The sequence below is a fragment of the Streptomyces sp. NPDC004134 genome (assembly GCF_042874195.1).
Lineage (GTDB): Bacteria > Actinomycetota > Actinomycetes > Streptomycetales > Streptomycetaceae > Streptomyces.
Genome location: NZ_JBIAMS010000009.1, coordinates 120,967 through 143,886, shown reverse-complemented (window position 1 = coordinate 143,886; position 22,920 = coordinate 120,967). Strand labels below are relative to the sequence as shown.

The 22,920-nt window shown below is 70.2% G+C and carries 16 protein-coding genes; 12 read left to right on the top strand and 4 right to left on the bottom strand.

All coding sequences use genetic code 11. The annotated features are described in order from the left end of the window. Nucleotides 1–13: 13 nt before the first annotated feature. From ACFYVJ_RS14590 to ACFYVJ_RS14555, 8 genes are all read left to right on the top strand, one after another. Nucleotides 14–1,144 carry a Gfo/Idh/MocA family protein gene (locus ACFYVJ_RS14590; RefSeq protein ID WP_388890719.1) on the top strand — a complete coding sequence of 377 codons (1,131 nt, stop codon included), beginning with the start codon at nt 14–16 and terminating at the stop codon, nt 1,142–1,144. Nucleotides 1,145–1,337: 193 nt separating this feature from the next. Continuing rightward, nucleotides 1,338–2,411 (top strand): branched-chain amino acid ABC transporter permease, encoded by a 1,074-nt coding sequence (locus ACFYVJ_RS14585; RefSeq protein ID WP_388890718.1) that lies wholly within the window; start codon nt 1,338–1,340, stop codon nt 2,409–2,411. Continuing rightward, nucleotides 2,408–3,478, top strand: coding sequence for a branched-chain amino acid ABC transporter permease (locus ACFYVJ_RS14580; RefSeq protein ID WP_388890717.1), 1,071 nt, complete (start codon nt 2,408–2,410; stop codon nt 3,476–3,478). Before ACFYVJ_RS14585 ends, ACFYVJ_RS14580 begins: the two co-directional genes overlap by 4 nt. Next, on the top strand, nt 3,475–4,938 hold the full coding sequence (locus tag ACFYVJ_RS14575; RefSeq protein ID WP_388890715.1) for an ABC transporter substrate-binding protein: 1,464 nt from the start codon (nt 3,475–3,477) through the stop codon (nt 4,936–4,938). The genes ACFYVJ_RS14580 and ACFYVJ_RS14575 overlap by 4 nt, the downstream gene beginning before the upstream one ends. 12 nt (nt 4,939–4,950) lie before the next feature. Beyond that, the gene (locus ACFYVJ_RS14570) at nt 4,951–5,739 is read left to right on the top strand and encodes an ABC transporter ATP-binding protein (protein WP_388890712.1); all 789 of its coding nucleotides are present in this window, start codon (nt 4,951–4,953) and stop codon (nt 5,737–5,739) included. Continuing rightward, nucleotides 5,736–6,467, top strand: a complete 732-nt coding sequence (locus ACFYVJ_RS14565; protein WP_388890709.1) for an ABC transporter ATP-binding protein — start codon at nt 5,736–5,738, stop codon at nt 6,465–6,467. Before ACFYVJ_RS14570 ends, ACFYVJ_RS14565 begins: the two co-directional genes overlap by 4 nt. 53 nt (nt 6,468–6,520) lie before the next feature. After that, nucleotides 6,521–7,399 (top strand): sugar phosphate isomerase/epimerase family protein, encoded by an 879-nt coding sequence (locus ACFYVJ_RS14560; RefSeq protein ID WP_388890706.1) that lies wholly within the window; start codon nt 6,521–6,523, stop codon nt 7,397–7,399. A 41-nt stretch (nt 7,400–7,440) separates the two neighbouring features. Next, nucleotides 7,441–11,511, top strand: coding sequence for a ThuA domain-containing protein (locus ACFYVJ_RS14555; protein ID WP_388890704.1), 4,071 nt, complete (start codon nt 7,441–7,443; stop codon nt 11,509–11,511). Between the two features lie 305 nt (nt 11,512–11,816). Here ACFYVJ_RS14555 and ACFYVJ_RS14550 read toward each other — a convergent pair whose 3' ends face one another. The 3 genes from ACFYVJ_RS14550 to ACFYVJ_RS14540 are packed head-to-tail and all read right to left on the bottom strand — an operon-like array spanning nt 11,817 to nt 14,942. Then, nucleotides 11,817–12,719, bottom strand: coding sequence for a carbohydrate ABC transporter permease (locus ACFYVJ_RS14550; protein WP_388890701.1), 903 nt, complete (start codon nt 12,717–12,719; stop codon nt 11,817–11,819). Nucleotide 12,720: 1 nt separating this feature from the next. Beyond that, the gene (locus ACFYVJ_RS14545; protein ID WP_388890698.1) at nt 12,721–13,623 is read right to left on the bottom strand and encodes a carbohydrate ABC transporter permease; all 903 of its coding nucleotides are present in this window, start codon (nt 13,621–13,623) and stop codon (nt 12,721–12,723) included. Further along, on the bottom strand, nt 13,620–14,942 hold the full coding sequence (locus tag ACFYVJ_RS14540) for an extracellular solute-binding protein (RefSeq protein WP_388890695.1): 1,323 nt from the start codon (nt 14,940–14,942) through the stop codon (nt 13,620–13,622). Before ACFYVJ_RS14540 ends, ACFYVJ_RS14545 begins: the two co-directional genes overlap by 4 nt. A gap of 246 nt (nt 14,943–15,188) precedes the next feature. Between ACFYVJ_RS14540 and ACFYVJ_RS14535 the strand changes: the two genes are divergently transcribed. Together ACFYVJ_RS14535 and ACFYVJ_RS14530 are read left to right on the top strand one after the other, a co-directional pair. Then, a complete protein-coding gene (locus ACFYVJ_RS14535) occupies nt 15,189–17,609 on the top strand; it encodes a glycoside hydrolase family 3 N-terminal domain-containing protein (RefSeq protein WP_388890692.1) in 2,421 nt (806 codons plus the stop codon). Continuing rightward, nucleotides 17,593–18,621, top strand: coding sequence for a LacI family DNA-binding transcriptional regulator (locus tag ACFYVJ_RS14530; RefSeq protein WP_388890689.1), 1,029 nt, complete (start codon nt 17,593–17,595; stop codon nt 18,619–18,621). Before ACFYVJ_RS14535 ends, ACFYVJ_RS14530 begins: the two co-directional genes overlap by 17 nt. A gap of 119 nt (nt 18,622–18,740) precedes the next feature. On the opposite strand, the gene ACFYVJ_RS14525 is transcribed toward ACFYVJ_RS14530, so the two are convergent. Further along, nucleotides 18,741–20,156 (bottom strand): non-reducing end alpha-L-arabinofuranosidase family hydrolase, encoded by a 1,416-nt coding sequence (locus ACFYVJ_RS14525; RefSeq protein ID WP_388890686.1) that lies wholly within the window; start codon nt 20,154–20,156, stop codon nt 18,741–18,743. A gap of 801 nt (nt 20,157–20,957) precedes the next feature. On the opposite strand from ACFYVJ_RS14525, the gene ACFYVJ_RS14520 reads away from it, so the two are divergent. Both ACFYVJ_RS14520 and ACFYVJ_RS14515 read left to right on the top strand, forming a co-directional pair. Further along, entirely contained in the window at nt 20,958–21,935 is a 978-nt protein-coding gene (locus tag ACFYVJ_RS14520) for a glycoside hydrolase family 11 protein (protein ID WP_388890683.1), read from the top strand. 433 nt (nt 21,936–22,368) lie between these two features. Beyond that, nucleotides 22,369–22,857: a MarR family winged helix-turn-helix transcriptional regulator gene (locus tag ACFYVJ_RS14515; protein WP_388890680.1), complete on the top strand. Its 489-nt coding sequence runs from the start codon at nt 22,369–22,371 to the stop codon at nt 22,855–22,857. Nucleotides 22,858–22,920 lie beyond the last annotated feature (63 nt).

The window sequence follows — 22,920 nt, the reverse complement described above, 5'->3', positions numbered from 1 at the left end:
TGGGAGGTCAACGATGACGCAGAAGGTACGCGTGGCGATTGCAGGACTCGGATTCGGGGCCGAGTTCATCCCCATCTATCAGGCCCACCCGGACGCCGAGTTGGTGGCCGTCTGCCAACGCACCGAGAAGGCGCTGACGCACGTCGCCGATCACTTCGGCGTCCCGGGCCGGTTCACCGGCTTCGACGCGATGCTGCGGGACCCCGGCATCGACGCCGTCCACATCAACACCCCGATTCCGCAGCATGCCGAGCACACCGTCTCGGCCCTCCGGGCCGGCAAGCACGTCGCGTGCACGGTGCCGATGGCCACGACGCTCGACGAATGCCGGGAGATCGTCGCCGCCGTCCGGGAATCGGGCAAGAAGTACATGATGATGGAAACGGTCGTCTACTCCCGTGAGTTTCTGCACGCCCGCGATCTCGTGGAGAACGGCACGATCGGCCGGATCCAGTTCCTGCGCGGCGCCCACCACCAGGAAATGGCGGGGTGGCCCGGGTACTGGGAGGGCCTGCCGCCCATGCATTACGCGACACACGCGGTGAGTCCGGTGCTGTGCCTCGCCGGTGCGCTGGCGGAGAGCGTCGTGTGTATCGGTTCCGGGCGCATCTCCCCGCATCTCACGGAGAAGTACGGTTCGCCATTCGCCGTCGAAAGCGCGCTGATCACCCTCCGCGGTACGCCCGTCGGCGCCGAAATCGCGCGTTCGCTTTTCGAGACGGCCCGCGAGTACGTCGAGAGCTTCACGGTGTTCGGGGACCTGGCGAGCTTCGAATGGGAACAGACTCAGGGGTCCGGGCATGTGCTGCACACCGGGGAGGACCCGAAGAGGATCGGGATCCCGGATTTCGCGCACCGATTGCCGCCGCAGATCGCCCAGTTCACGACACGTGGCGTCTACGACGACGAGAACGAGCACCTCTCCTTCGTCCAGGGCGGCGGCCACGGTGGCTCGCACCCGCATCTGGCGCACGAATTCATCCGGAGCATCGTCGAGGACCGGGCCGCCGCGATCGACGAGGTGACCGCGGCGAACTGGACGTCCGTGGGCATCTGCGCCCACGCGTCGGCCATGGACCGCGGAGCGCGGGTGGCGGTCCCCGACTACCGGGAGCTCCGCGAGCGGGGCCCCGCCGCGAACTGACCGGCGGCGGATGCATCGACCGGGCGCGTGAGGCGACGCGCGGTGTGCCCGCCCGGGCGAACCAGAACATGCGCCGCTTCACGGCACCGAGCAACGGGAGGAAGCGATGAAGCCTGCCCGGATCGATCCACCACCGACAGAACACGACGATGCCGAAGAGGGGAGCGCCCGTACCCGTGCGGACGGTATCCCCGTGAACGTGAGGCTGCGGCGCGGCCCGGCGGACTCCGCACGACGCCGGCGCGGCGTCCTGCGCAGGCTGCCGGTCTGGGCCGTCGGCCTGGCCGTCACCGCCGTCGCCGCGTGGGTGGCGTTCCTCGCCGACGGCACACCGGCCGGACCCGCGGCGGAGGACCCGGGCAAGTTCCTCGTCACGGTGCTCGACGCGGTCACGTTCGCGGGGCTCCTGTTCGTCGCGGCGTCCGGCTTCACCCTGATCTTCGGTCTGATGCGCACGGTGAACATGGCGCACGGCTCGCTGTTCCTGCTGGCCGGGTACCTCGCCATCCGCGTGCAGGAGGCGATGGTCGGCCAGTCGCGCAACATCGACCCGGCACAGGTGGGCATGCTCGACTGGCTGGTGCCGATGCTGGCCGGCGCCGCCGTCGCGGCCGTGGCCGGCCTGGCGATCCAGCAACTCTTCCTGCAGTGGAACGAGGGCCAGGAGCTGCGCCAGGCGCTGATGACGCTGGCCCTCACGGTCGTCCTGGCCGACCAGATGCTGCGTGAATTCGGCGGGCTGGCCCAGACGATGGTCTGGCCGGGCGCGATCACACACTTCTTCTCCGTCCAGGGCGAGCGCTACCCGGTCACCCGTCTGTTCATCCTCTGCGTGGCCGTGCTGGTCGGCATGCTGCTGTGGCTCTGGCTCACCAGGACGGGCATGGGGATGGTGATACGGGCCGGCGTGGACGACCGCGAGATGGTGCGCGGACTCGGCATCAACATCAAGCTGGTCTTCGCGATCACGTTCTTCGTCGGCTCGTTCCTGGCCGGGGTGGGCGGTGTGCTGGGTGCCTCCTTCGCCGGAGCCGCACCCGGCACGGACGGAAACTGGCTGCTCAACTCCCTCGTCGTCGTCATCATCGGCGGCCTCGGCTCACTCCGGGGCGCCGCGGCCGGCTCGCTGCTGTACGGCACCGTCGTCGCGTTCTCGCCCGCCTATCTGCCGAGTGAGTACTCCTACTACGCGATCATCATGACCTTCGTCCTGCTGGCGCTGGTCCTGGCGATCCGGCCCTACGGACTGTTCGGGAGACCGGCATGACCGTACGCGACCTGCTGACCCGGAGGAACGTCCTCGGAACCGCCCTGGTCGTCGTCCTGCTGCTCCTGCCGCATCTGGCGACGGCGTACTTCGTCAACTTCGTCATGACGCAGACGCTCATCCTGGGCCTGGCGGCGGCGACCCTCGTCTTCCTCGCCAGGTACGGGGGGATGACCTCACTCGCCCAGTTCCTGCTCTTCGGCATCGCCGGCTTCATGTTCGGCAACGCGGCCCAGGAGACCGGCGCCCGCGGCCTGAACCTCGGCTGGCATCCGTGGGCGGCGGTCGCGTTCGCCCTCGTGGTCACCACGGCGGCCGCGTTCGTCCTCGGCGCACTCGCCAGCCGCACCACGGGGCTCTACTTCCTGATGCTCACGATGGTCTACGCCGTCATCGGCTACTACGTCTTCGCCCAGATCGTCGAGATCTCCGGGCCCGGCGGCCTCACCAGCATCCGGCGGCCGGACCTCCTGGGGCCGCCGGTGCGGCTGTACTACACGGGACTCGGCCTCTCCGTGCTGGCCTACCTCGGCTTCCGGGCGGTCGGGCGGACCGGGTTCGGGCTGACGCTCCAGGGCGTCCGCGACGATCCGGTGCGGATGGCGTCGCTGGGGTTCAACGTGCCGTTGCACCGGACGCTGGCCTTCACCCTGGCCGGGTTCGTGGCCGGGGCGGGCGGCCTGCTCAACGTGTGGTGGAACGGCCAGATCGACCCCGCGTCGATCGCGATCGGACCCACCCTGATCCTGCTGATCATCGCGGTGATCGGCGGCATCTCGTCCTTCGAGGGCGCCTGGCTGGGCGCCTTCGTCTACGTACTGGTCTTCACCTATCTGCGCGATCTGCCGCTGATCGACCGGATCGGCATCACCGAGGCGCGGTTCAACACCGTGATCGGGCTGATCGTCCTGCTGATCATGATGCTCTCTCCCGAAGGGCTGACCGGAATCGCCCGGCGACTGCGCCCCGGCCCCCGGCCGCGTACCCGAACGGGGTCGGACCCCTCCACCAGAGAAGCGCCATCCACGCGCACGACCGAGAAGGAATGGGGAGTCACACGATCATGAGCGCACTCAGACGCCCGGCGGCACTGACACTCTCCCTGGTGGCGAGCCTGGCCCTGGTAGCCGCCGGATGCAGCGGCGACGGCGGCTCCTCCGGGCTGCCCGCCGACGAGCAGTCGTCCGCGTTCTCGCCCGCGGACGGCGACGGCGTCCGGCTGGGGATCCTGGGCCAGTGCGAGGGCCCGTTCGGCGGATTCCACGAGGACGTGGCCGCGGGCACGACGCTCGCCCTCGCCCGGTTCGCCGGCGCCGGCCCGAACTCGTCCACCAGCGCACTCAAGGGCTTCAGCGGCGCGGAGGTCGAGGGCACCCCGATCGAACTCGTCGGCATCGGCTGCGGCGACGACACCGCCGACCGCATCCTCCAGGAGGTACGCCGCCTGGTGGAGCAGCAGGGGGCCAACGTCATCATCGGCCCGCTCTCCGGCGACGAGGGCATCGCCGTCGCCGAGTACGCGAAGGGCAAGCCCGACCTCACCGTGTTCGCGGGCATCTCCGGCTCGCAGGAGCAGACCCTGCAGGTCCAGGCGCCGAACTACTTCCGGTTCTACGGAGACGGCGCGATCTGGAACGCCGGCCTCGGCGACCTGCTCTACCACGAGGAGGGCTGGCGCAAGGTCGCGGTCATCGCCGACGACTACAGCTTCGGCCACACCTCGGCGGCCGGCTTCATCGCCGACTTCTGCGGCGTCGGCGGCGAGGTCACCCACCGGGTGTTCCCGCCCCTGGGCACCACCGACTACTCCTCCTACATATCCCAGCTCCCGAGCCCGGACGAGGTCGACGGCTACTTCTGGGCCGTGGGCGGCACCGGTACGCAGGCCGCGCTCGAGGCGTTCGTCAACGCCAAGGGCGACCTGACCGGCGACGAGCACGCGGGCAACTTCTTCTTCAACCCGGACCTCGCCCAGGCGCTCGGCACCGGCATCGCCGGCGCGCACATCGGCGGCTTCGCCACCCTGCCGGGCGACATCCGGACCCCGGAGATCAAGGAGTACCTGGCCGCCGCCGACGAGACCTGGGAGTCCCTCCCGGGATCGCTGAGCGGCAACGAGCCCGCCCCGCCGTCCACGGCCGCGGCCTTCGGCTTCTTCTACGGGTACTACACGGCCGGCGTCGCGCTGGTCGAGGGGCTCAAGGCGGTCGACGGCGACATCTCCGACCCCGGGGCATTCCAGGAGGCCGTCGCCGGCCTCACCCTCGACCTGCCGCACGGCCCCATCAGCCTGGACGAGAACCGCAGCGGCATCGTCGACGTCGGGCTCTCGCGCCTCGCGGTCGACGACTCCGACGAGGTCGTGCAGGAGAGCGTGGCCATCGTGCCCGGGGTCGACCAGACCTTCGGCGGCACGTTCAGCCCGGAAACCCCGTCGCCGGGCCGGGACTTCCCGAAGTGCGAGAAGCGGGACCTGCCCTGGGAGGGCAAGGCCATCCCCGTCGTCGACGGCACCCCGCAGCGATAGGAGGTCCCGGTCATGGCCCACACCAGCACGGCGCCGCACGAGCCGGGCGGCGGGATGCCCGTCGTCCAGGTCCGCGCGCTCACGGTGGCGTTCGGCGGCCTGCTCGCCCTGCGCGGTATCGACCTCGCCATCGCGCGGGGCGAGCGGCTGGCGATCATCGGACCGAACGGAGCCGGAAAGACCACCCTGTTCAACGTGATCGCCGGCGATGTCACGCCGACCGGCGGCTCCGTCGTCATCAAGGGCGTCGAGTGCGTCCACCGGCCGTCGCGCTACCGCCCCCGCCTCGGCGTCGCACGGACGTACCAGAAGGCCCGGGCCCTGGCAGGTCTCACGGTGCGCGAGAACATCTACCTCGCGCTCGCCGGCCGGCACGGCCGGCACCGGGCGCTGTGGCGGTCGTCCGCCGATCGGCGGTTGAGCGACGAGGCCGCCGGCGTGGCGCACCGGGTGTGGCTGGCGGGACGGCTCGACGTCACCGCGGGGGAACTGGCCCACGGGCAGCGGCGCCAGCTCGAACTCGGCATGGCGATCGCCACGAAGCCGGACGTGATGCTGCTCGACGAACCGGCGTCCGGCCTGTCGCGCGGCGAGCGCGAACGCCTCGCCGAACTCCTGGAGTCGTTCGGCGAGGAGCTGACCCTGCTGCTCATCGAGCACGACATGGACGTGGCGTTCCGCATCGCCCAGCGGGTGGTGGTGATGGCCGACGGGGAGCAGGTCACGGCCGGCACCCCGGCCCAGGTACGCGCCGATCCCCACGTCCACCGGATCTACCTGGGCACGGAGGCGCCGGTATGAGCACGGAACCGCTCCTCGACGTTCGCCGGCTGCGCTCCGGCTACGGCGCCTCCGTGGTCCTGGAGGAACTCAGCTTCAGCATGGGCGTCGAGGCCGTCGGGATCGTCGGCCGCAACGGCATGGGGAAGACCACGCTCTGCGACACCCTGGTCGGATTCCTGCCGGCGTCGGGCGGGGAGGTCCGGCTGCGGGGCGAGCGGGTCGAAGGCCGGACGCCGGAGAGGATCGCGGGCGCCGGCATCGCCTACGTCCCGCAGGGTCGGCGGCTGTTCCCGTCGCTCACCGTCGACGAGCACCTGGCCATGCTGGCCAGGCGGGCCCGCGCCAAGCGATGGACCCCCGAGGCCGTCTACGAGCTGTTCCCCCGGCTGGCCGAGCGCAAGAAGCACGGCGGTGCCGCGCTCTCCGGCGGTGAGCAGCAGATGCTCGCCGTGGGACGGGCACTGCTGCTGAACGCGCACCTGATCGTGATGGACGAGCCGTCCGAAGGGCTGGCCCCGACCATCGTCGACGTCCTCGTCGACGTCGTGCACCACCTCGTCGACGAAGGGGTGGCCGTACTCGTCGTCGAGCAGAACCTGCGCGCCGCGGTCCGGATGGCCCGGCGGCAGCTCGTCATGGTCTCCGGCCGGCTGGAGGCCGAGTTCACCGGCGACGAACTGCTCGACCGGCCGGACCTGCAGAGCAGGTACCTCGGCGTCGGCGGTGCCGACCGGGCACTCCGGTGAGACGTCCGGCCCCGGCCGTGCGGCGGACCAAGGAAACGGCGATGGGAGAACCGATGACGGAGCCAAGGACGTTCGGGGTCAACACCTGGGTGTGGACCTCACCCCTGACCGACCGCCGGCTGGCCGAGCTGGCGCCCCGCATCCGGGAGTGGGGCTTCGACGTGATCGAACTCCCGGTGGAGAACGTCGGCGACTGGGACCCCGGGCGGGCGGCGAAGCTGCTCGACTCGCTCGGGCTGTCGGCCACCCTCGTCGTGGCGATGGGACCGGGGCGCGAACTGGTCGCGGCCGGCCGGGAGACGATCGCCGCCACGCGCGACCTCCTGCGGCGCGTGGTCGACGCGGCGGCCACCGTGTCCTCGCCGGTCGTCGCCGGCCCGCTCTACGCCTCGGTGGGGCGCACCTGGCGGATGGACGACGCGGAGCGGCGCGCCTGTTACGAGCAGTTGCGGGACGGCCTCGCCCCGGTGGTCGAGCATGCGCGTGCGGCCGGCGTCACGGTGGCGGTCGAGCCCCTCAACCGGTACGAGACGAGCGTGGTCAACACCGTCGGCCAGACGCTGGACGCGCTGGCGGGGCTGCCCGCAGAAGGCTGCGGGATCGCCCTGGACGTCTACCACATGAACATCGAGGAGCAGGACATCCCGGCGGCCGTCCGGAGGGCGGGCGACCGGATCGCGCACGTCCAGGTGTGCGCGAACGACCGGGGCGCCCCCGGCGCGGACCACCTCGACTGGCCGGGCATCCTCGCCGCGCTCGACGCGGCCGGCTACCGGGGGCCGCTCGTGATCGAGTCGTTCACCGGCGACAACGAGACGATCGCGACGGCCGCCTCCATCTGGCGGGCACTGGCACCGAGCCAGGACGCGATCGCCGTCGACGGGCTGTCCTTCCTCGCCGCGCTGTCCGCCGGGCGCCCGCGTACCCCTTGATTTCTTACGTCTGCACCCGCAACGAAGCGACGGAGAGGACTATGCGACAACGCCATAGATATGCCCTGTTCACGGTGGTGATGGCCGTCCTGGTCTCGTTCCTTCCCGGAATGGCCACCAGCGCGGCACAGGACACCGAGCAGGAATACGACGTGCTGTTCTTCCACAAGACGACCGGCTTCCGGCACGAATCGATCCCGTCCGCCCTCGCGGCCGTCGAACAGCTCGGCCAGGAGAACGGTTTCACCGTGACCGAGACCCGGGATGCCTCGGTCTTCACCGACGAAGGGCTGGCGCGGTACGAGGCCATCGCCTTCTTCACCGACGGCGAGGACACCCTCGACACCGGCCAGCGGCACGCGTTCGAGCGCTACATCCAGCGCGGCGGCGGATTCGTCGGGCTGCACTCGTCGTCGAACATGGACAAGAGGGACTGGCCCTGGTGGTCCGATCTCATGGGCGGCGCGTTCTTCAAGAGCCACCCCTCCGGCGCCGACCAGTTCCAGGAGGCGACCGTACGGATCGAGGACCCCGATCACCCGTCGACGGCGGGGCTGCCGGCCGCATGGGTCCGCGAGGACGAGTGGTACAACTTCACCGCCAACCCCCGTGAGAACGTCCACGTCCTCGCCACGCTGGACGAATCGACGTACAAGCCGGGGGCGGACGCCATGGGCGACGACCACCCGATCGCCTGGTGCTCCGCCTTCGACGGCGGCCGGACCTGGTACTCGGCGCTGGGCCACAGCCCGGAGGACTACGACGAGCCGCAGTTGCGCCGGCACATCCTCGGCGGCATCCAGTGGGCGGCGGGCGCCGCCGAGGGCGACTGCGGCGAGCCGCGCGAAGCGCTCCCCACGGAGTCCTCCTTCGAGAAGGTCGCGCTGGACGACAACACCGCCAACCCGATGGAGCTCGCCGTCGCCCCCGACGGGCGGGTCTTCTACGTCGAGCTGGGCGGCACGGTGAAGGTCTACGACCCCGGGACCGGCGCCGTGCAGACCGCCGCGCAGATCCCGGTCCACCGCGGCAACGAGAACGGGCTGCTGGGCATAGCCCTCGATCCCGGCTTCGAGACGAACGGGTGGGTCTATCTCTTCTACAGCGCACCCTCGCCCGAGGTGCAGCACGTCTCCAGATTCACCGCCGACGGCGACAGCCTGGACATGGAATCCGAGAAGGTCCTTCTGGAGATCCCGCACCAGCGGGAGGTGTGCTGCCACTCCGCCGGCTCGATGCGGTTCGGCCCCGAGGGGAACCTCTTCATCTCCACCGGCGACGACACCGCGCACTTCGCCTCGAACGGCTTCGCCCCGATCGACGGGCGCGTCCACGACGACCACGACAGCGAGGACGCCAAGCACTCCTACGACGCGCGACGCACCTCCGGCAACACCAACGACCTGCGCGGCAAGATCCTTCGGATCAGACCCGAGGACGACGGCACCTACTCGGTCCCGGAGGGCAACCTGTTCCCGCCGGGCACCGACAAGACACGGCCCGAGATCTACACGATGGGCCACCGCAACCCGTTCCGGATCGCCGTCGACGACGAGACCGGCTGGGTCTACGCCGGCGAGGTCGGTCCCGACGCGGGCAGCGACAACGCCGACCGCGGCCCGCGCGGCTACGACGAATGGAACCAGATCCGCGAGGCGGGCAACTACGGCTGGCCGTACTGCATCGCCGACAACCAGGCGTACCGCGAATGGGACTTCGGCGCCGGCACCCCGGGCGAGTCCTTCGACTGCGAGAACGGCCCGGCCAACACGTCCCCGTTCAACACCGGCCTGGAGACCGTCCCACCGGCCAAGGACGCCTTCGTCTGGTACCCGTACGGGCAGTCGCCGCAGTTCCCGGAGCTTCCCCAGGGCGGCGGGCGCTCCGCGTACGCCGGCGACGTGTACCACTACGACCCCGAACTGCTGGGAGACGGGCAGTTCCCGGAGTACTACGACGACGCGGTCTTCGTCATGGAGTGGTCGCGCAAGTGGATCGGCGCGCTCCGGCTGGACGAGAACGGCGACTACAAGAGCTTCGAGCAGTTCATGCCGAACACCCTCTTCCGCAGCCCGCACGACATGGAGTTCGGGCCGGACGGGGCGATGTACCTGATCGAGTGGGGCATGGACTTCAACTACGGCGGGGCGAACGTCAACCCGGACTCCGGCCTCTACAAGATCAACTACACCAAGGGTGCGCGCACCCCGGTCGCGAAGGCCGCGGTCGACAAGGACTCCGGACCCGCTCCGCTGGACGTCGCCTTCTCCAGCGAGGGCAGCCACGACCCGGACGGCGACGAACTGACGTACGCGTGGGACCTCGGTGACGGTACGACATCGGACGAACCCCACCCGACCCACACCTACACCGAGCCCGGCGAGTACACCGCGCAGCTCACGGTCAGCGACCCGTCGGGACGTTCCAGCAGCTCCAACATCACCATCACCGCGGGGAACACCCGACCCGAGGTGACCATCGAGCTGCCACACAACGGTCAGGTCTTCGACTGGGGCGACAAGATCCCCTTCAGAGCCTCGGTGTCGGACGCCGAGGACGGCTCGGGCGACGCGATCGACTGCGAGCGCCTGACCGTCCAGCAGGGCCTCTACCACGACGAGGGCGGCAACGCGCACGTGCATCCGGGCGAGGTGCAGAACGGCTGCGAAGGCGTGCTCGCCACCCAGACCGACGCGGACCACGGCGAAGCCGCGGACATCGCGCTGACGGTGACGGCCAGCTACACCGACCTCGGCGGCGAGACCGGCGCACCTGCGCTCACCGGCGGCGTGACGCACTTCCTGCAGCAGACGCGGAAGGAGGTCGAGCACTTCGGCGACTCGTCGGACGTCAGCGTCAGCGGTGCGAACGACGAGGAGACCGGCGGCGGTCAGGCGATCACCGCCGGGGGCGGCGCCTGGGCGTCGTACGACCCCTACAACCTCGACGGCGTCGGCGAGGTGACGTTCCGTGCGGCGGCGGCCGGGGACGCCACGGTCGAGGTACGGCGCGGTGCGCCCGACGGCGAACTGCTGGGCAGCGCGCAGATCGAGGGCAGCGTCGAGGTGCCGCGGGCCGGCGGTCCGGAGGGCTTCGGCAGCGCCGTCCGGCTCAACGGATCAGGGCAACTGGAGAAGGTGGAGCTGCCCACGGGCATCGTCGAGGGTGCCGAGGACTTCACCGCCTCCGCGTGGGTGAACTGGTCCGGTGACCAGACATGGGCCCGCATCTTCGACTTCGGCTCCGGCACCGACAACAACATGTTCCTGACACCGCGCGCCGGCAACAGCGGGAACCTGAGGTTCGCGATCACGACCGGCTCCGGCGAGCAGCAGATCGACGGCTCGCAGCCGCTGCCCGCCGACGGCTGGCAGCATGTCGCGGTCACGCTGTCGGGTACGAAGGGAACGCTGTACCTCAACGGAGAGCCGGTCGGAACCAACGACAACATCACGCTGAACCCGTCGGATCTGGGCCCCACGGCGCAGAACTGGATCGGCGACTCCCAGTGGACGGCGGATCCCCTGCTCGACGGCGCGGTCGACGACTTCAACATCTTCGACCGGGCCCTGACCCAGAACGAGATCCAGTCGCTGACCGCCGCCCCCGGCGGTGACGCCGGCGGCGGCAACGTCGCCTGGTACCGGTTCGACGAGGACGGCGGCACCGCGGCAGTGGACACGTCCGGACAGGGCAACGACGGACGCATCGTGCTCGCCGAGGACGCCGCAACCTGGCAGAACGTGACGCTGGACCTGAAGCCGACCGAGGGCACGTTCCCGCTGCACCTCGTCTTCCCGGACGGTCAGGTGCGGGTCAACTGGATGGAGTTCGGCAAGGCCGGCGAGCCGGGGGAGTGCACCACTCCCGATCAGCGGGCGACGGTCGTCGTCGGCGACGTCGACAGCGGTGTCACGAACTACGCCGTCGGCGGCGGGTGCACGATCAACGACCGCATCCTGGAAGAACAACCGTGGAACGATCCTGGCGAGTTCCACAGGCACGTACGGGAGGTGACCGCCACGCTCATGGACGACGGTGTGATCACCAAGCAGGAAGCCCGTGACATCAGGCGTGCCGCGGCCCGCAGCGAGGTCGGCCGCCCCGCGTAAGCCGCGGACCCGGCCGGACCTGCACACCAGGGCGGCCCGGCGAGAACCGCCGGGCCGCCCGACCGCCGGCCCCGAAAGGCCCGCGCGTCAGGTCCTCGCGCCCCCCGTCGGTACGCGTGTGGACGCGGGCGTCTTACCCGGCCGCAACGGCGTGCGTCATGCGGAGGGCGGCAGGGAGCCGCCGCCGACCCGGCACACGCTCGGATCGGGATGGAACCCGCTGATCACCGGGTTGTCGTACGTGCGCACGGGAGGTGTTCCCTTCGAGCCGGCGGGAGCCGTGGTGCGGAGCCGCTCGGCCGGGCTCACCGGCTGAATCCGGCGGTCAGACCGCTCAGCAACTGCCGGCGGCCGAAGGCGTACAGGACGATCAGGGGCAGGGTGGTGAGGACGACGGCCGCCAGGACCGCGGGGATGTTGACCCCGTACTCGCCCTGGAAGGTCCACAGCGCGAGCGGCAGAGTCCGCTGGGACGGGCTCTGGGTGAGGATCAGCGGCAGCAGGAATCCGTTCCAGATGGTCAGCGCGTTGAAGATGGTCACGGTGAGGATGGCCGGCCGGGTGAGCGGCGCCGCCAGGCGCCACAGCGTCCCCCACTCGGTGGCCCCGTCCACCCGCATCGAGTCGAACAGCTCCTTGGGTACGTCCCGGATGAAGTTGGCGAGGATCAGCACGGACAGCGGGATGGCGAAGGCGATCGACGGCAGGATCAGCGCCAGCAGGCTGTCGTAGAGCTGCAGCTTGATGATGATCAGGTAGACCGGGATCGCCGTCGCCTGCAGCGGGATGGCGAGGCCCATGAGGAACAGCCCGTTCACCACGCGCAGGAACCGCAGGCGCCAGCCGCGCACGATGGCGTAGGCCGCCATGAAGGAGACCGTCACCGCCGGGATGACGGCGCCGGCGGTGACCACGACGCTGTTCACGAAGTAGCTGACGAAGTCGGACTCCAGGACCAGCTCGTAGTTGTCCAGCGTGGGTTCGCTCGGCGGTGCCAGCGGGTTGCTCGCGTAGTAGTTGCTCTGGGCCTTGAGGCTGGTGACGAGGATCCAGTAGAGGGGCACGACGACGACGGCGAGCCAGAGCCATCCGGCCAGACCGCCGAGCCAGTTGCGCCGGGGGGAGCTCGGGCCGGGGCGTCGCCGCCGTTCGCGGGGGGTCGCCTTCCGCGGCTGCGGCTTGGTCGGTTTGGTCGGCGTGGTGGTCACGTCAGGCTCCCTCGAGCTGGCTCTCACCGGCGTCCCGGCCGCCGAGCCGGCGCAGCAGCAGGGCGATGGCGAGACCCATGAGGACGAGGACGACCGCGATGGCGCTGGCCGGTCCCATCAGGTTGGCCTGGAAGCCCCGTTTGTACATGTCCAGCGCGAGGACCCGGGTGGCGTCTCCGGGGCCGCCCTCGGTCAGGACGAAGATGAGGTCGAAGAAGGTGAGCGACCCGATCACCATCAGCGTCGACGAGGTGATGATGGTGTATTTGAGCTGAGGCAGAGTGATGCTGAAGAACTGGCGGATCCGTCCCGCGCCGTCCAGCGCCGCGGCCTCGTACAGCGACCGGGGGATCTGCTGGACGCCGCCCTGGTAGATCAGCGAGTGGAACGGGATGAACTGCCAGGAGACGATGAAGACGACGACGCCGAACGCGAGCCAGGGGCGCCCCAGCCAGTCCTTGCTGAGCCACTCGGTCCCCAGCCCGGCGCCCAGCCCGAAGTTGGGGTCAAGCAGCGCCTTGTACGCGACCGCGATCGCGGCGGAGCTGAGCAGGAGCGGGACGAAGTAGACGAGGCTCAGCACGGCGCGGTAGCGCTGCCGGCCGGCGAGGAACGTACCGAGCAGAATGCTCGCCGGCGTCTGGACCGCCCAGGACACGGCCATCACCAGGAACGTCACCCAGAGGGCGTGCGGCAGCCCGGGGTCGGTGAGCACCGCACGCCAACTGGTCAGCCCGGACGGGTGGATGTCGCCGATGCCGTCCCACGTCGTGAAGCTCAGCAGGAGGACGCCGACGAGCGGGACGACGGCGAAGCCGACGAAGAACAGCAGCGCCGGCACGGCCAGCCAGGGCAGGATGCCGCCCCGCTCCCTGCGCCCCGTGGAGCCGGTGAGGGTGCTCACTTGCCGATGACCTCGTTGAGGTTGTCGGTGAACTGCTGTGGCGAGACGGACAACTGGAACAGCCTGGCGATGTTGTCCAGCAGCGTCTCGGCGGCCGTCGGGCTGAGCGCCTGGTCCCAGGACTGGCCGAACGTCTTCGCGTTGCTGGCGATGCCGTAGACGAACTCCAGGAACTCGGCGCTCTCGGATGCGGCCAGCAGCTTCTCCGAGCCCTTCGCGATCGGCACCGCCCCGGTGTCGATCCACGCCTTCACCTCGTCGTCCGTCAGGACACCGGTGGCGAAGAAGTCCTTGGCGATCTTCTTCTGCTCGGCACTGGCCTTCGAGGAGATGGACAGGTATTGGGCGGGGTTGCCGACGGAGTTGCCCGGATCGCCCTTGCCGCCTTCCACGGGTGGGAAGTTCATGAAGCCGAGGCCGCCGCCGGAGACGAAGTCTCCACCCTCGGTCTGCTGGATGCCGTACGACCACGAGCCGTGCAGCATCATCGCGGCCTTGCCCGTGTACAGCAGCGCCTGGTCGGCGTTGGAGTCCGCGGTGATCGAGGAGAAGCCCTTGATGAATCCGTCCGCCTTGATCAGGTCCTGCACCCTGGTCAGCGCGTCGATGGCGGCCGGGTGGGACCAGGCGTCCTTCTCGCCGTCGAAGACGGCCTGGAACACCTCGGGGCCGCCGATGCGGTCGAACAGGAACTCCAGCCACATCATGTTCGTCCACCGGGACTGGCCGCCGAGGGAGAACGGCGCTATGCCCTCCGCGTTGAACCTGGGCACCAGGGCCATGATGTCGTCCCAGGACTGGGGCGGCTCCGCGCCGACGTCGTCGAAGACCCGCTTGTTGTAGAACAGGACGATCGGCTCGACGCTCTCGAACGGCATCGCGTAGATACGGCCGCCGACGGTCGCCGCGCCGAACGAGGACGGGAAGAGCCGGTTCTTGACCTCGGGGTTCTCGTCGAACCACGGGGTGAGGTCGTCGACCTGGCCGGCCTGCACGTAGCTGCGCAGCGTGCCACCGCCCCACCCCCAGATGATGGTGGGCGCCCTCCCGGCCCCGATGGCGGTCTTGATCTTCGTCTTGTACGCGTCGTTCTCGAAGGTGGTGACCTCGATCCGGCCTGTGGAGCCGGCCTCGTTGAACCGCTCCACCGCTCCGGTTCTGACGCCTTCCTGAGGCTGCCCGCTCAGGTGCCAGTACGTGGCCGTGCCGCCGTCGCCGCCCTTGCCGGGGCCGGACGAGCCGCAGGCGGCGAGCGCCGCGGAGGCCGGCATACCGGCCGCCAGGCCGAGGAGGGTACGACGAGACAGGTGGATCTCCATGTGTGTTCTCCGCACTAGCGGGCCGTCAGCTTTCGGCGGGCGATGGCTGAAAACTTTTCGAAACTTCTGAGTGCATTGCGCTTCGTGGGTGCAAGTTAGGTATCGGGTATACGGCTGTCAAGGCATGCGTAAGTCCGTTGTAGGGCAAGGTCTGTACGCGTACTCTCGGATGGAGGCGACCTCGACGGTCCCGGCAGGAGCCGAAAAAGTTTCGAGATCCGCGGATTGAGTGCAGAGGAGTGCGCGATGCCCACGGCTGACTCACCACCGGTGCCGGGCTGGGGCACGCACCGCTGGCGGGACCCGTCGCTGCCCGTACCGGAACGGGTCGACGCCCTGCTGGCCGAGATGACGCCGGCGGAGAAGGTCGCGCAGCTCGGCAGCCGCTGGATCGGCAACGGCACGGCGCGCGTACGGGAAGACGGCGACGAGCGGGCCGCGGAACACCGAGTGGCGCCGATCCAGGACGTGTTCGAGTCCGGGAACGTCCCCCTGGCCGAGGCGTGCCGGGACGGCCTCGGCCATCTCACCCGGGTGTACGGCAGCCGGCCCGTGACCCCGGTCGAAGGGGCCGCCGAGCTCGTCAGGTCGCAGCACACGGTCCTGCGGGGCTCCCGGTTGGGCATCCCCGCGCTGGTCCACGAGGAGTGCCTCACCGGGTTCACCACCTACGGCGCCACGGTCTATCCCGCGGCCCTCGCCTGGGCGGCGGCGTTCGATCCGGATCTGGTGCGACGACTGGGTGCCGCGATCGGGCGGGACATGCGGGCGGTCGGCGTGCACCAGGGGCTCGCCCCGGTCCTCGACGTGGTCCGTGACTACCGGTGGGGCCGCGTCGAGGAGACCATGGGGGAAGACCCCTACCTGGTCTCGATGCTCGGCGCCGCCTATGTCGCCGGCCTGGAGGGCGCCGGCGTCATCGCCACCCTGAAGCACTTCGCCGGGTACTCCGCGTCCCGCGCCGCCCGCAACCACGGGCCGGCGTCCCTCGGCCGCCGCGAGCTGACGGACGTCATGCTGCCGCCGTTCGAGACGGCCATCGCGGTGGGCGGGGCCCGCTCCGTGATGAACGCGTACTCCGAGGTGGACGGCGTCCCGGCGGGTATCGACTCCTGGCTGCTGACCGATCTGCTGCGCGGCGACTGGGGGTTCACCGGCACCGTCGTCTCCGACTACGGGGCGGTCGCGTTCCTCGCCGGCATGCACGGGGTGGCCGCGGACACCGAGGAGGCGGGCGTACTGGCGCTCGGCGCCGGCATCGACGTGGAACTGCCCGACACCGTCGGCTTCGGCCGGCACCTCGTGGAACGCATCGGCCGCGGCGAACTGCCCGAGTCGCTGGTGGACCGGGCGGTGCGCCGTCTGCTCACCCAGAAGGTCCAGCTCGGGCTGCTCGATCCGGGCTGGACCCCCGAGGGCTCGGTCGCCGGGGCCGCCGAGGTCGATCTGGACTCACCGGGGAACCGGGATCTGGCCCGCGAACTGGCCGAGCGGTCCGTCGTCCTGCTCGACGCGGGCAGCGCACTGCCGCTGCTCGGCGCCGGACGTACCGCGCCGGCCCGGCTCGCCGTGATCGGGCCGTGCGCCGACGACGCGCGTACCCTCATGGGCTGCTACGCCTTCCCCAACCACGTCCTGCCCCGTCATCCGGGCCTGGGCCTCGGCGTGGCGGCGCCGACGGTCCTCGACGCACTGCGCGGCGAACTCCCGGACACCGAGATCGTCCACGAGCCGGGGTGCGACGTGTCCGGCGGCAACCGCTCCGGCTTCGCCGCCGCGGCGGCCGCGGCCCGCGAAGCGGACCTGTGCGTGGCGGTGGTGGGTGACCGCGCGGGCATGTTCGGCAACGGCACGTCCGGCGAGGGCTGCGACGCCGAGGATCTGCGGCTGCCCGGCGTGCAGGCCGACCTGCTCGCTGACCTCTTCGCCACCGGGACGCCCGTGATCGTCGTGGTGGTCTCCGGCCGCCCGTACGCCCTGGGCGAGGTGCATCCCCGCACCGCCGGTCTGGTCCAGGCGTTCATGCCAGGCCAGGAAGGCGCGGCGGCGATCGCGGGGGTGCTGTCCGGCCGGGTCCAGCCCGCCGGCAGGCTGCCGGTGCAGATCCCCCGCCGGCCGGGCGGCCAGCCCGGCACGTACCTGCAGCCACCGCTCGGCGGCGACAGCCACGGCATCAGCAGCATCGACCCGACGCCCCTGTTCCCCTTCGGCTACGGCAGGTCGTACACCACGTTCGAGATCGACGACCCGCGGGTGAGCGCGGCCGAGATACCCACCGACGGTGAGTTCGCCGTATCGGTGCGGGTGCGCAACACCGGTGCCAGGACCGGCCACGAGGTCGTCCAGTTGTATCTGCGCGACCCCGTCGCCCAGGTGACCCGGCCGGCCCGGCAGTTGGCCGGCTTCGCCCAGGTCCGGCTGGAGCCGGGCGCGAGCGCGCGGGTCCGGTTCCACGTGCATGCCGACCGGACCGCGTTCACCGGCCGGGACCTGCGGCGGATCGTCGAACCCGGGAAGGTCGAGGTGCTCCTCGGCACCTCCGCGGCGGATCTCCCCTGCCGGGTTGCCGTACGGTTGACCGGCGCCACCCGTGTGGTCGGCCACGACCGGCGGCTCACGACGCCGGTGGACGGACAGCAGGGGGGAGCCGATGCCGACGGACGCTAGGCGCACGACGCTGGCGACCATCGCCCGGGCGGCGGGGGTCTCGGTCGCGACCGTGTCCAAGGTGGTCAACGACCGAAGCGACGTAGCGCCTCAGACGCGCGCCCGGGTCCTGGAACTGCTGCACCGGCACGACTACTTCGCGCCCGTGTTCCGCCACACCGAGGGCCCGCAGAGCCCGACCATCGAAGTGCAGTTCGCGGGCGGCCTGAGGCCGTACGTGGCCGAGGCGGTGGAAGGCATCGTCGACGCGGCCGCCGAGCTGGGGGCCTCGGTGGTGATCGGCACGTCGTCCCAAGCCCCGCACTGGGCCCGGGACCTGGTCACAGCCGGCCGCCGCGCCCTCATCGGGGTCACCAGCGTCTACACCGAAGCGCACCTGAAAGCGCTGGCCCGCGCAGGGCTCCCCGCGGTCGTGCTCGACCCGCTGCACCTGCCGCACCACCGGGTCAACAGCGTAGGAGCCACCAACTTCGCCGGCGGCCTGGCCGCGACCCAGCACCTGCTCTCCCTCGGCCACCGCCGCGTCGCCCACCTCGGCGGGCCGGCCACGGCCGCGTGCAACCAGGCCCGCGTGCACGGCTACCGCGCCGCCATGGAGGCGGCGGGAGCGCCCGTGCCCCCCGCCTACGTCAGGACCGGGGAATTCACCTTCCAGGCCGGCCTGGCCGGCGCCGCGGCACTGCTGGACCTCGAAGAGCAACCGACGGCGGTGTTCGCGGGGAACGACGAGATCGCCCTCGGCGTCATCGAGGCCGCCCGCACCCGTGGCCTGCGCATCCCGGAGGACCTGAGCGTGGTCGGCTTCGACGACACGCTCCTGGCCCGGACGGCGTCGCCGCCGCTGACGACCGTACGCCAGCCGCTGCGGGAGATGGGCGGCGTCGCCCTGCGCACCGCCCTCCGCCTGGCCAACGGCGAGAAGGTGGAGTCCCACCACATCGAACTCGCCACGGAACTGGTCGCACGCGCGTCGACGGCACCGCCGGGCCCGCGTGCCCCGGCCGATGGCTGATCCCGGACCGGAGGTCCGGAAGAGGAACCCCGGCCGACGTGCGGCCGGGGTTCCTCGCCATGGTGAGTCCAGGCCCGCCGGTGTCCGCGGCGCATCGTGATCACCGCGGACCGGGCGGGTCAGCGCTGCAGGGTGAGGACGCCCGGCCGCCAGGGAAGCTGGTCGTAGGGGCCGCCCGCGTTGGGGGACTTGCCCTGGTAGAGGAACTGCAGGTTGCAGGGGTCGATGGTCATGGTCTGGTCGGGGTTGTTGCGGACCAGGTCGCCGTGGCTGATGTCATTGGTCCAGGTGGCACCGCTGTTGGCCTTGCCCGCGAAGGGGTTGCTCTCGCTCGTGGCCTGCGGGGTCCACGAACCGCCGAGGCTGGAGGACGTGAACGAGCGGAAGTACCGCCCGTTCGCACCGATCGCCTCGACGATCATGAGGTACTGGTTCTGGCCCTGGACCTTGTAGACCTGCACGCCCTCGAACAGGTTGTTCGTCGAGTCGCTCATGATCGTCGTGTACGACGAGCCGAAGTTGCCCGGGAAGTTCCCGATCGGCATGCTCGCGCGGTAGATCTTGCCGTTGTCACCGGCGAAGAACAGGTACATGTTCTGGCCGTCGCCGATCAGCGTCTGGTCGATCGGGCCGGTGCCGGAGCCGGAGATGCTGCCGGTGAACAACGGCTGCGGCGAGGACCAGCCGTTGGGGTTGGTGGGGTCGCTCGACGTGCGGTAGATGAAGGGCCACGAGCCCCACTGGTACGCCAGCACCCAGACGTTCCTGGGCGCGAAGTAGAACAGGGTGGGTGCCACCGCGGCCTGGTTCATCCCGTTCTGGCCGGCCGAGGCCATGTCCGACCAGTTCGTGAAGGGACTGAACGCCATCGAGCCGTACGACCCTCCGGCGGTCGTCCCGTAGACCAGGTGCCTGCCGTTGTGCATCACGCTGGTGAAGTCCTTGAGCGCGGCCCATCCGTTCGCGGGCTGCGCCAGCACGCCCGTCGACGACCACCGGTACGTCGACGGAAGAGCGCACTCGCCACCGGGCGTCCCGGACAGGCCGGTCCACTTCTGGTTGTTGCCGCCGTTGCACGTCCAGAGCGCGACCGCCGTGCCGTTGGCCGTGGCACCGCCGGTGACGTCCAGGCACAGCCCGGACTCCACGCCGACGACGGTGCCGTCGGAGTTCACCCGCCACTGCTGGTTGGCACCGCCGCTGCAGGACCAGATCTGTACCCGCGTACCGGGCGTGGTGGCATGGCCGGGAACGTCCAGGCACTTGTTTCCGTACACGGTGAGCTGGTTGGCGTCCGTGTGCGTCCACTGCTGGTTGGTCCCGCCCGAGCAGTCCCAGATCTGCAGGTACGCGCCGTCGGTCTGGCTGGCGTTCGACACGTCGAGGCACCGGCTGGACGCAACGCTGCGCAAGGCGCCGCTGCTTGCCGCCTGAGCCGGGCCGGCGCCGATCGCCGGCGCCAGCGCGATCAGGACCGCGACCGCGGTGGCGAGTACCACCAACGGGTGTCTGCGGCTGGAACTTCGTCTGCGCATGGGGACCTCCTCATCCTTGAGCGAGCGGTTCCGGTCGGCCCCGTCCGAGGCTGTCCGGACGGGTCGTCCGGTGCGGTTCAAAGCGGCCCTGGCGCACCGGGCTGACCGGGGCTCGCCGGTCCGGTTCGACGGCGGCTGCCGTTGCGGTGCGGATGCGCGTCAGGGTCAGGTCGATCTGTTCGCAATCTCGAACAACGACCGAGATATTGAGCAACCTGGATGATAGGGAACCGGCGGGCGGCGTCAACCCTCCCCGCATGATTCGTCAGTTGAGCAGAAATTTTCGGCCGCGATGGCGGGTGGCTTGCCGCAGTTCAAGCCGGTCGAGCGGTTCCCGGTCGAGCGCCCGGTGCCGTCGTGGCCGGCTGCCGGGCCCGTGGGTTCGCGCACAGGATGTTCCGAATGATGTACGAAGGATCGAACATCGCTGGTGACGGGAGGCGGGACGGCGGAGATCCACGCCGTTGTCGAAACTTTCGGGTAGCTGGACGCGTGACGTCCGCCCATGTCTTCGTCCCAGCTCACCGGAGGTTCCCGGTCTGGGTCGCAAGTGAGCTGCTTGGATGGCGAGTTGAGGACCGAGCGAAATTTGCGCTGGACGGGCAGAAACTATTGACGGCGTGGCACACCCTGACGAAACTGTCATGGCATCGACAGGTGCTCGCCACCGTCGGTTCGCGTCGCCACCGGGACGAGGCCCACCGGTCCGGGGCCGTAGGACGACCAGCCGCATCCCGCCGACGTGTTCGTCGCGTCTCATCACGCTGCCTGCCCCTCTCCAGCCCTTGTCGAGGAGGAAGCATGGACAAGCACCACGATCCCGCCCGCTCGCTCAGCCGAAGACGATTCGTCGTCGGCGGCGCCGGCACACTGGCCGTGGCCGCATCGCCGCTGCTGCTGCCGGGCACGGCGCACGCGCAGACCGTCACCACCAACCAGACCGGAACGCACAACGGTTACTACTACTCGTTCTGGACGGACAGCCAGAACACGGTCTCCATGACCATGGGGTCCGGCGGCAACTACAGCACCTCGTGGCGCAACACCGGCAACTTCGTCTGCGGCAAGGGCTGGAGCAACGGCAGCCGCCGCAGCGTGAACTACTCCGGCAGCTTCAGCCCGTCCGGCAACGGCTACCTCTGCCTCTACGGCTGGACCTCGAACCCGCTCGTCGAGTACTACATCGTCGACAGCTACGGCACCTACCGGCCCACCGGCGAGAACCGGGGCTCGGTGACCAGCGACGGCGTCACCTACGACCTCTACCGGACGATGCGCTACAACGCCCCGTCCGTCGAGGGCAACCAGACCTTCCCGCAGTACTGGAGCGTCAACCGGGGCAGGCGCACGGGCGGCACCATCAACACCGGCAACCACTTCGACGCCTGGTCCCGCGCCGGGATGAACCTCGGCAGCTTCAACTACTACATGATCATGGCAACCGAGGGCTACCAGAGCAGCGGCAGCTCCAACATCACGCTGGACGGTACCGGCGGCGGCGATCCCGGCGAACCGGGCGCCTGCACCTCGACGCTGTCCGCGGGGGAGAGGTGGAGCGACCGGTACAACCTGAACGTCGCGACGTCCGGCGCCGGCAACTGGACCGTCAGGATGAACGTCCCGTCGCCCGCGAAGATCATCGCGACCTGGAACATCAGCGCCAGCTATCCCGACAGCCAGACACTCGTCGCCAGGCCCAACGGCAGCGGCAACAACTGGGGCGTGACCATCCAGGCCAACGGCAACTGGAACTGGCCCACCGTCTCCTGCAGCGCATGACCCCGCACCTCTGACGCGGGAACAGCCGCGGCGCGCGGCCCACCCACCTCGCGCCGCGGCCGTGCCGCCACCCTCGGAGCACCCCGGATCGTCGCTACGGCCGCGCCGTCGACCGACGCGCAGTGGGTACGTAGAGAGCTGCCGCTGCCGTCGGGAGGCTCATGCAGTTGACCGGAACCAGCCTCGCGTTTTCACCGGGTGGACGGCCCGCCCCGTGAAAACGCGAGACTAGGCTCTGGGCGATGCGCGGAGCGACGGGCACGCGGGCGGCCGGCGGTGCCCTGTTCGCGATCCTCGTACTCGGGCACCGGCCGTCGCGACGAGGCGTGCCTCGCCGCTCCGGAGTGATCGGACAGGCCCGCTCGTCGACGGCGTACGACGTATCCGGCGAGTGGTGAGTGGTGAGTGGTGAGTGGTGAGTGGTGAGGAGAGCATGACCGACGAGGGCGCCGATGACGGATGGGACCGCGAGCGCATCTGGCGCAGCATGCTGTACGCCCAGCGTTCCATGTGGCTGCGGCTGACGGCACGGCTCAAGAAGGACTTCGACCTGACGGCGGCCGAGTTCGAGGTCCTCGGCGTGCTCCGGGAGGCCCCGGACCACCGGATGCGGGCCACCCGGCTCGCCGCGCAGATGGCGTACAGCTCCGGCTCCGCCTCCAACCTCTTCAGCCGCCTCGTCGAGCGCGGGCTCGTCGCGCGCGCCCCCTATCCCGAGGACGCCCGCGTGGTTCTCATCGCGCTCACGCCGGACGGCCTGCGGCTGAGCCGGCGGGCCGGGGCGGCTCACCGGCAGGACCTCCTGGAGCAGTTCGCACCCCTGGTGCGCCCGGAGGAGGTCGCGCCCCTGCTGGAGTTCACGCGGCGTTTCGAGGAGGCCGAAGGTGTGGTCACGTCCGAGGAGGCCCTCCCGCGCAAGTGACGGCCCGACAGGTGACGGGTGTGGCAGGCGGTGGCACGGACCCCGGGAATGACCGGCAAGATA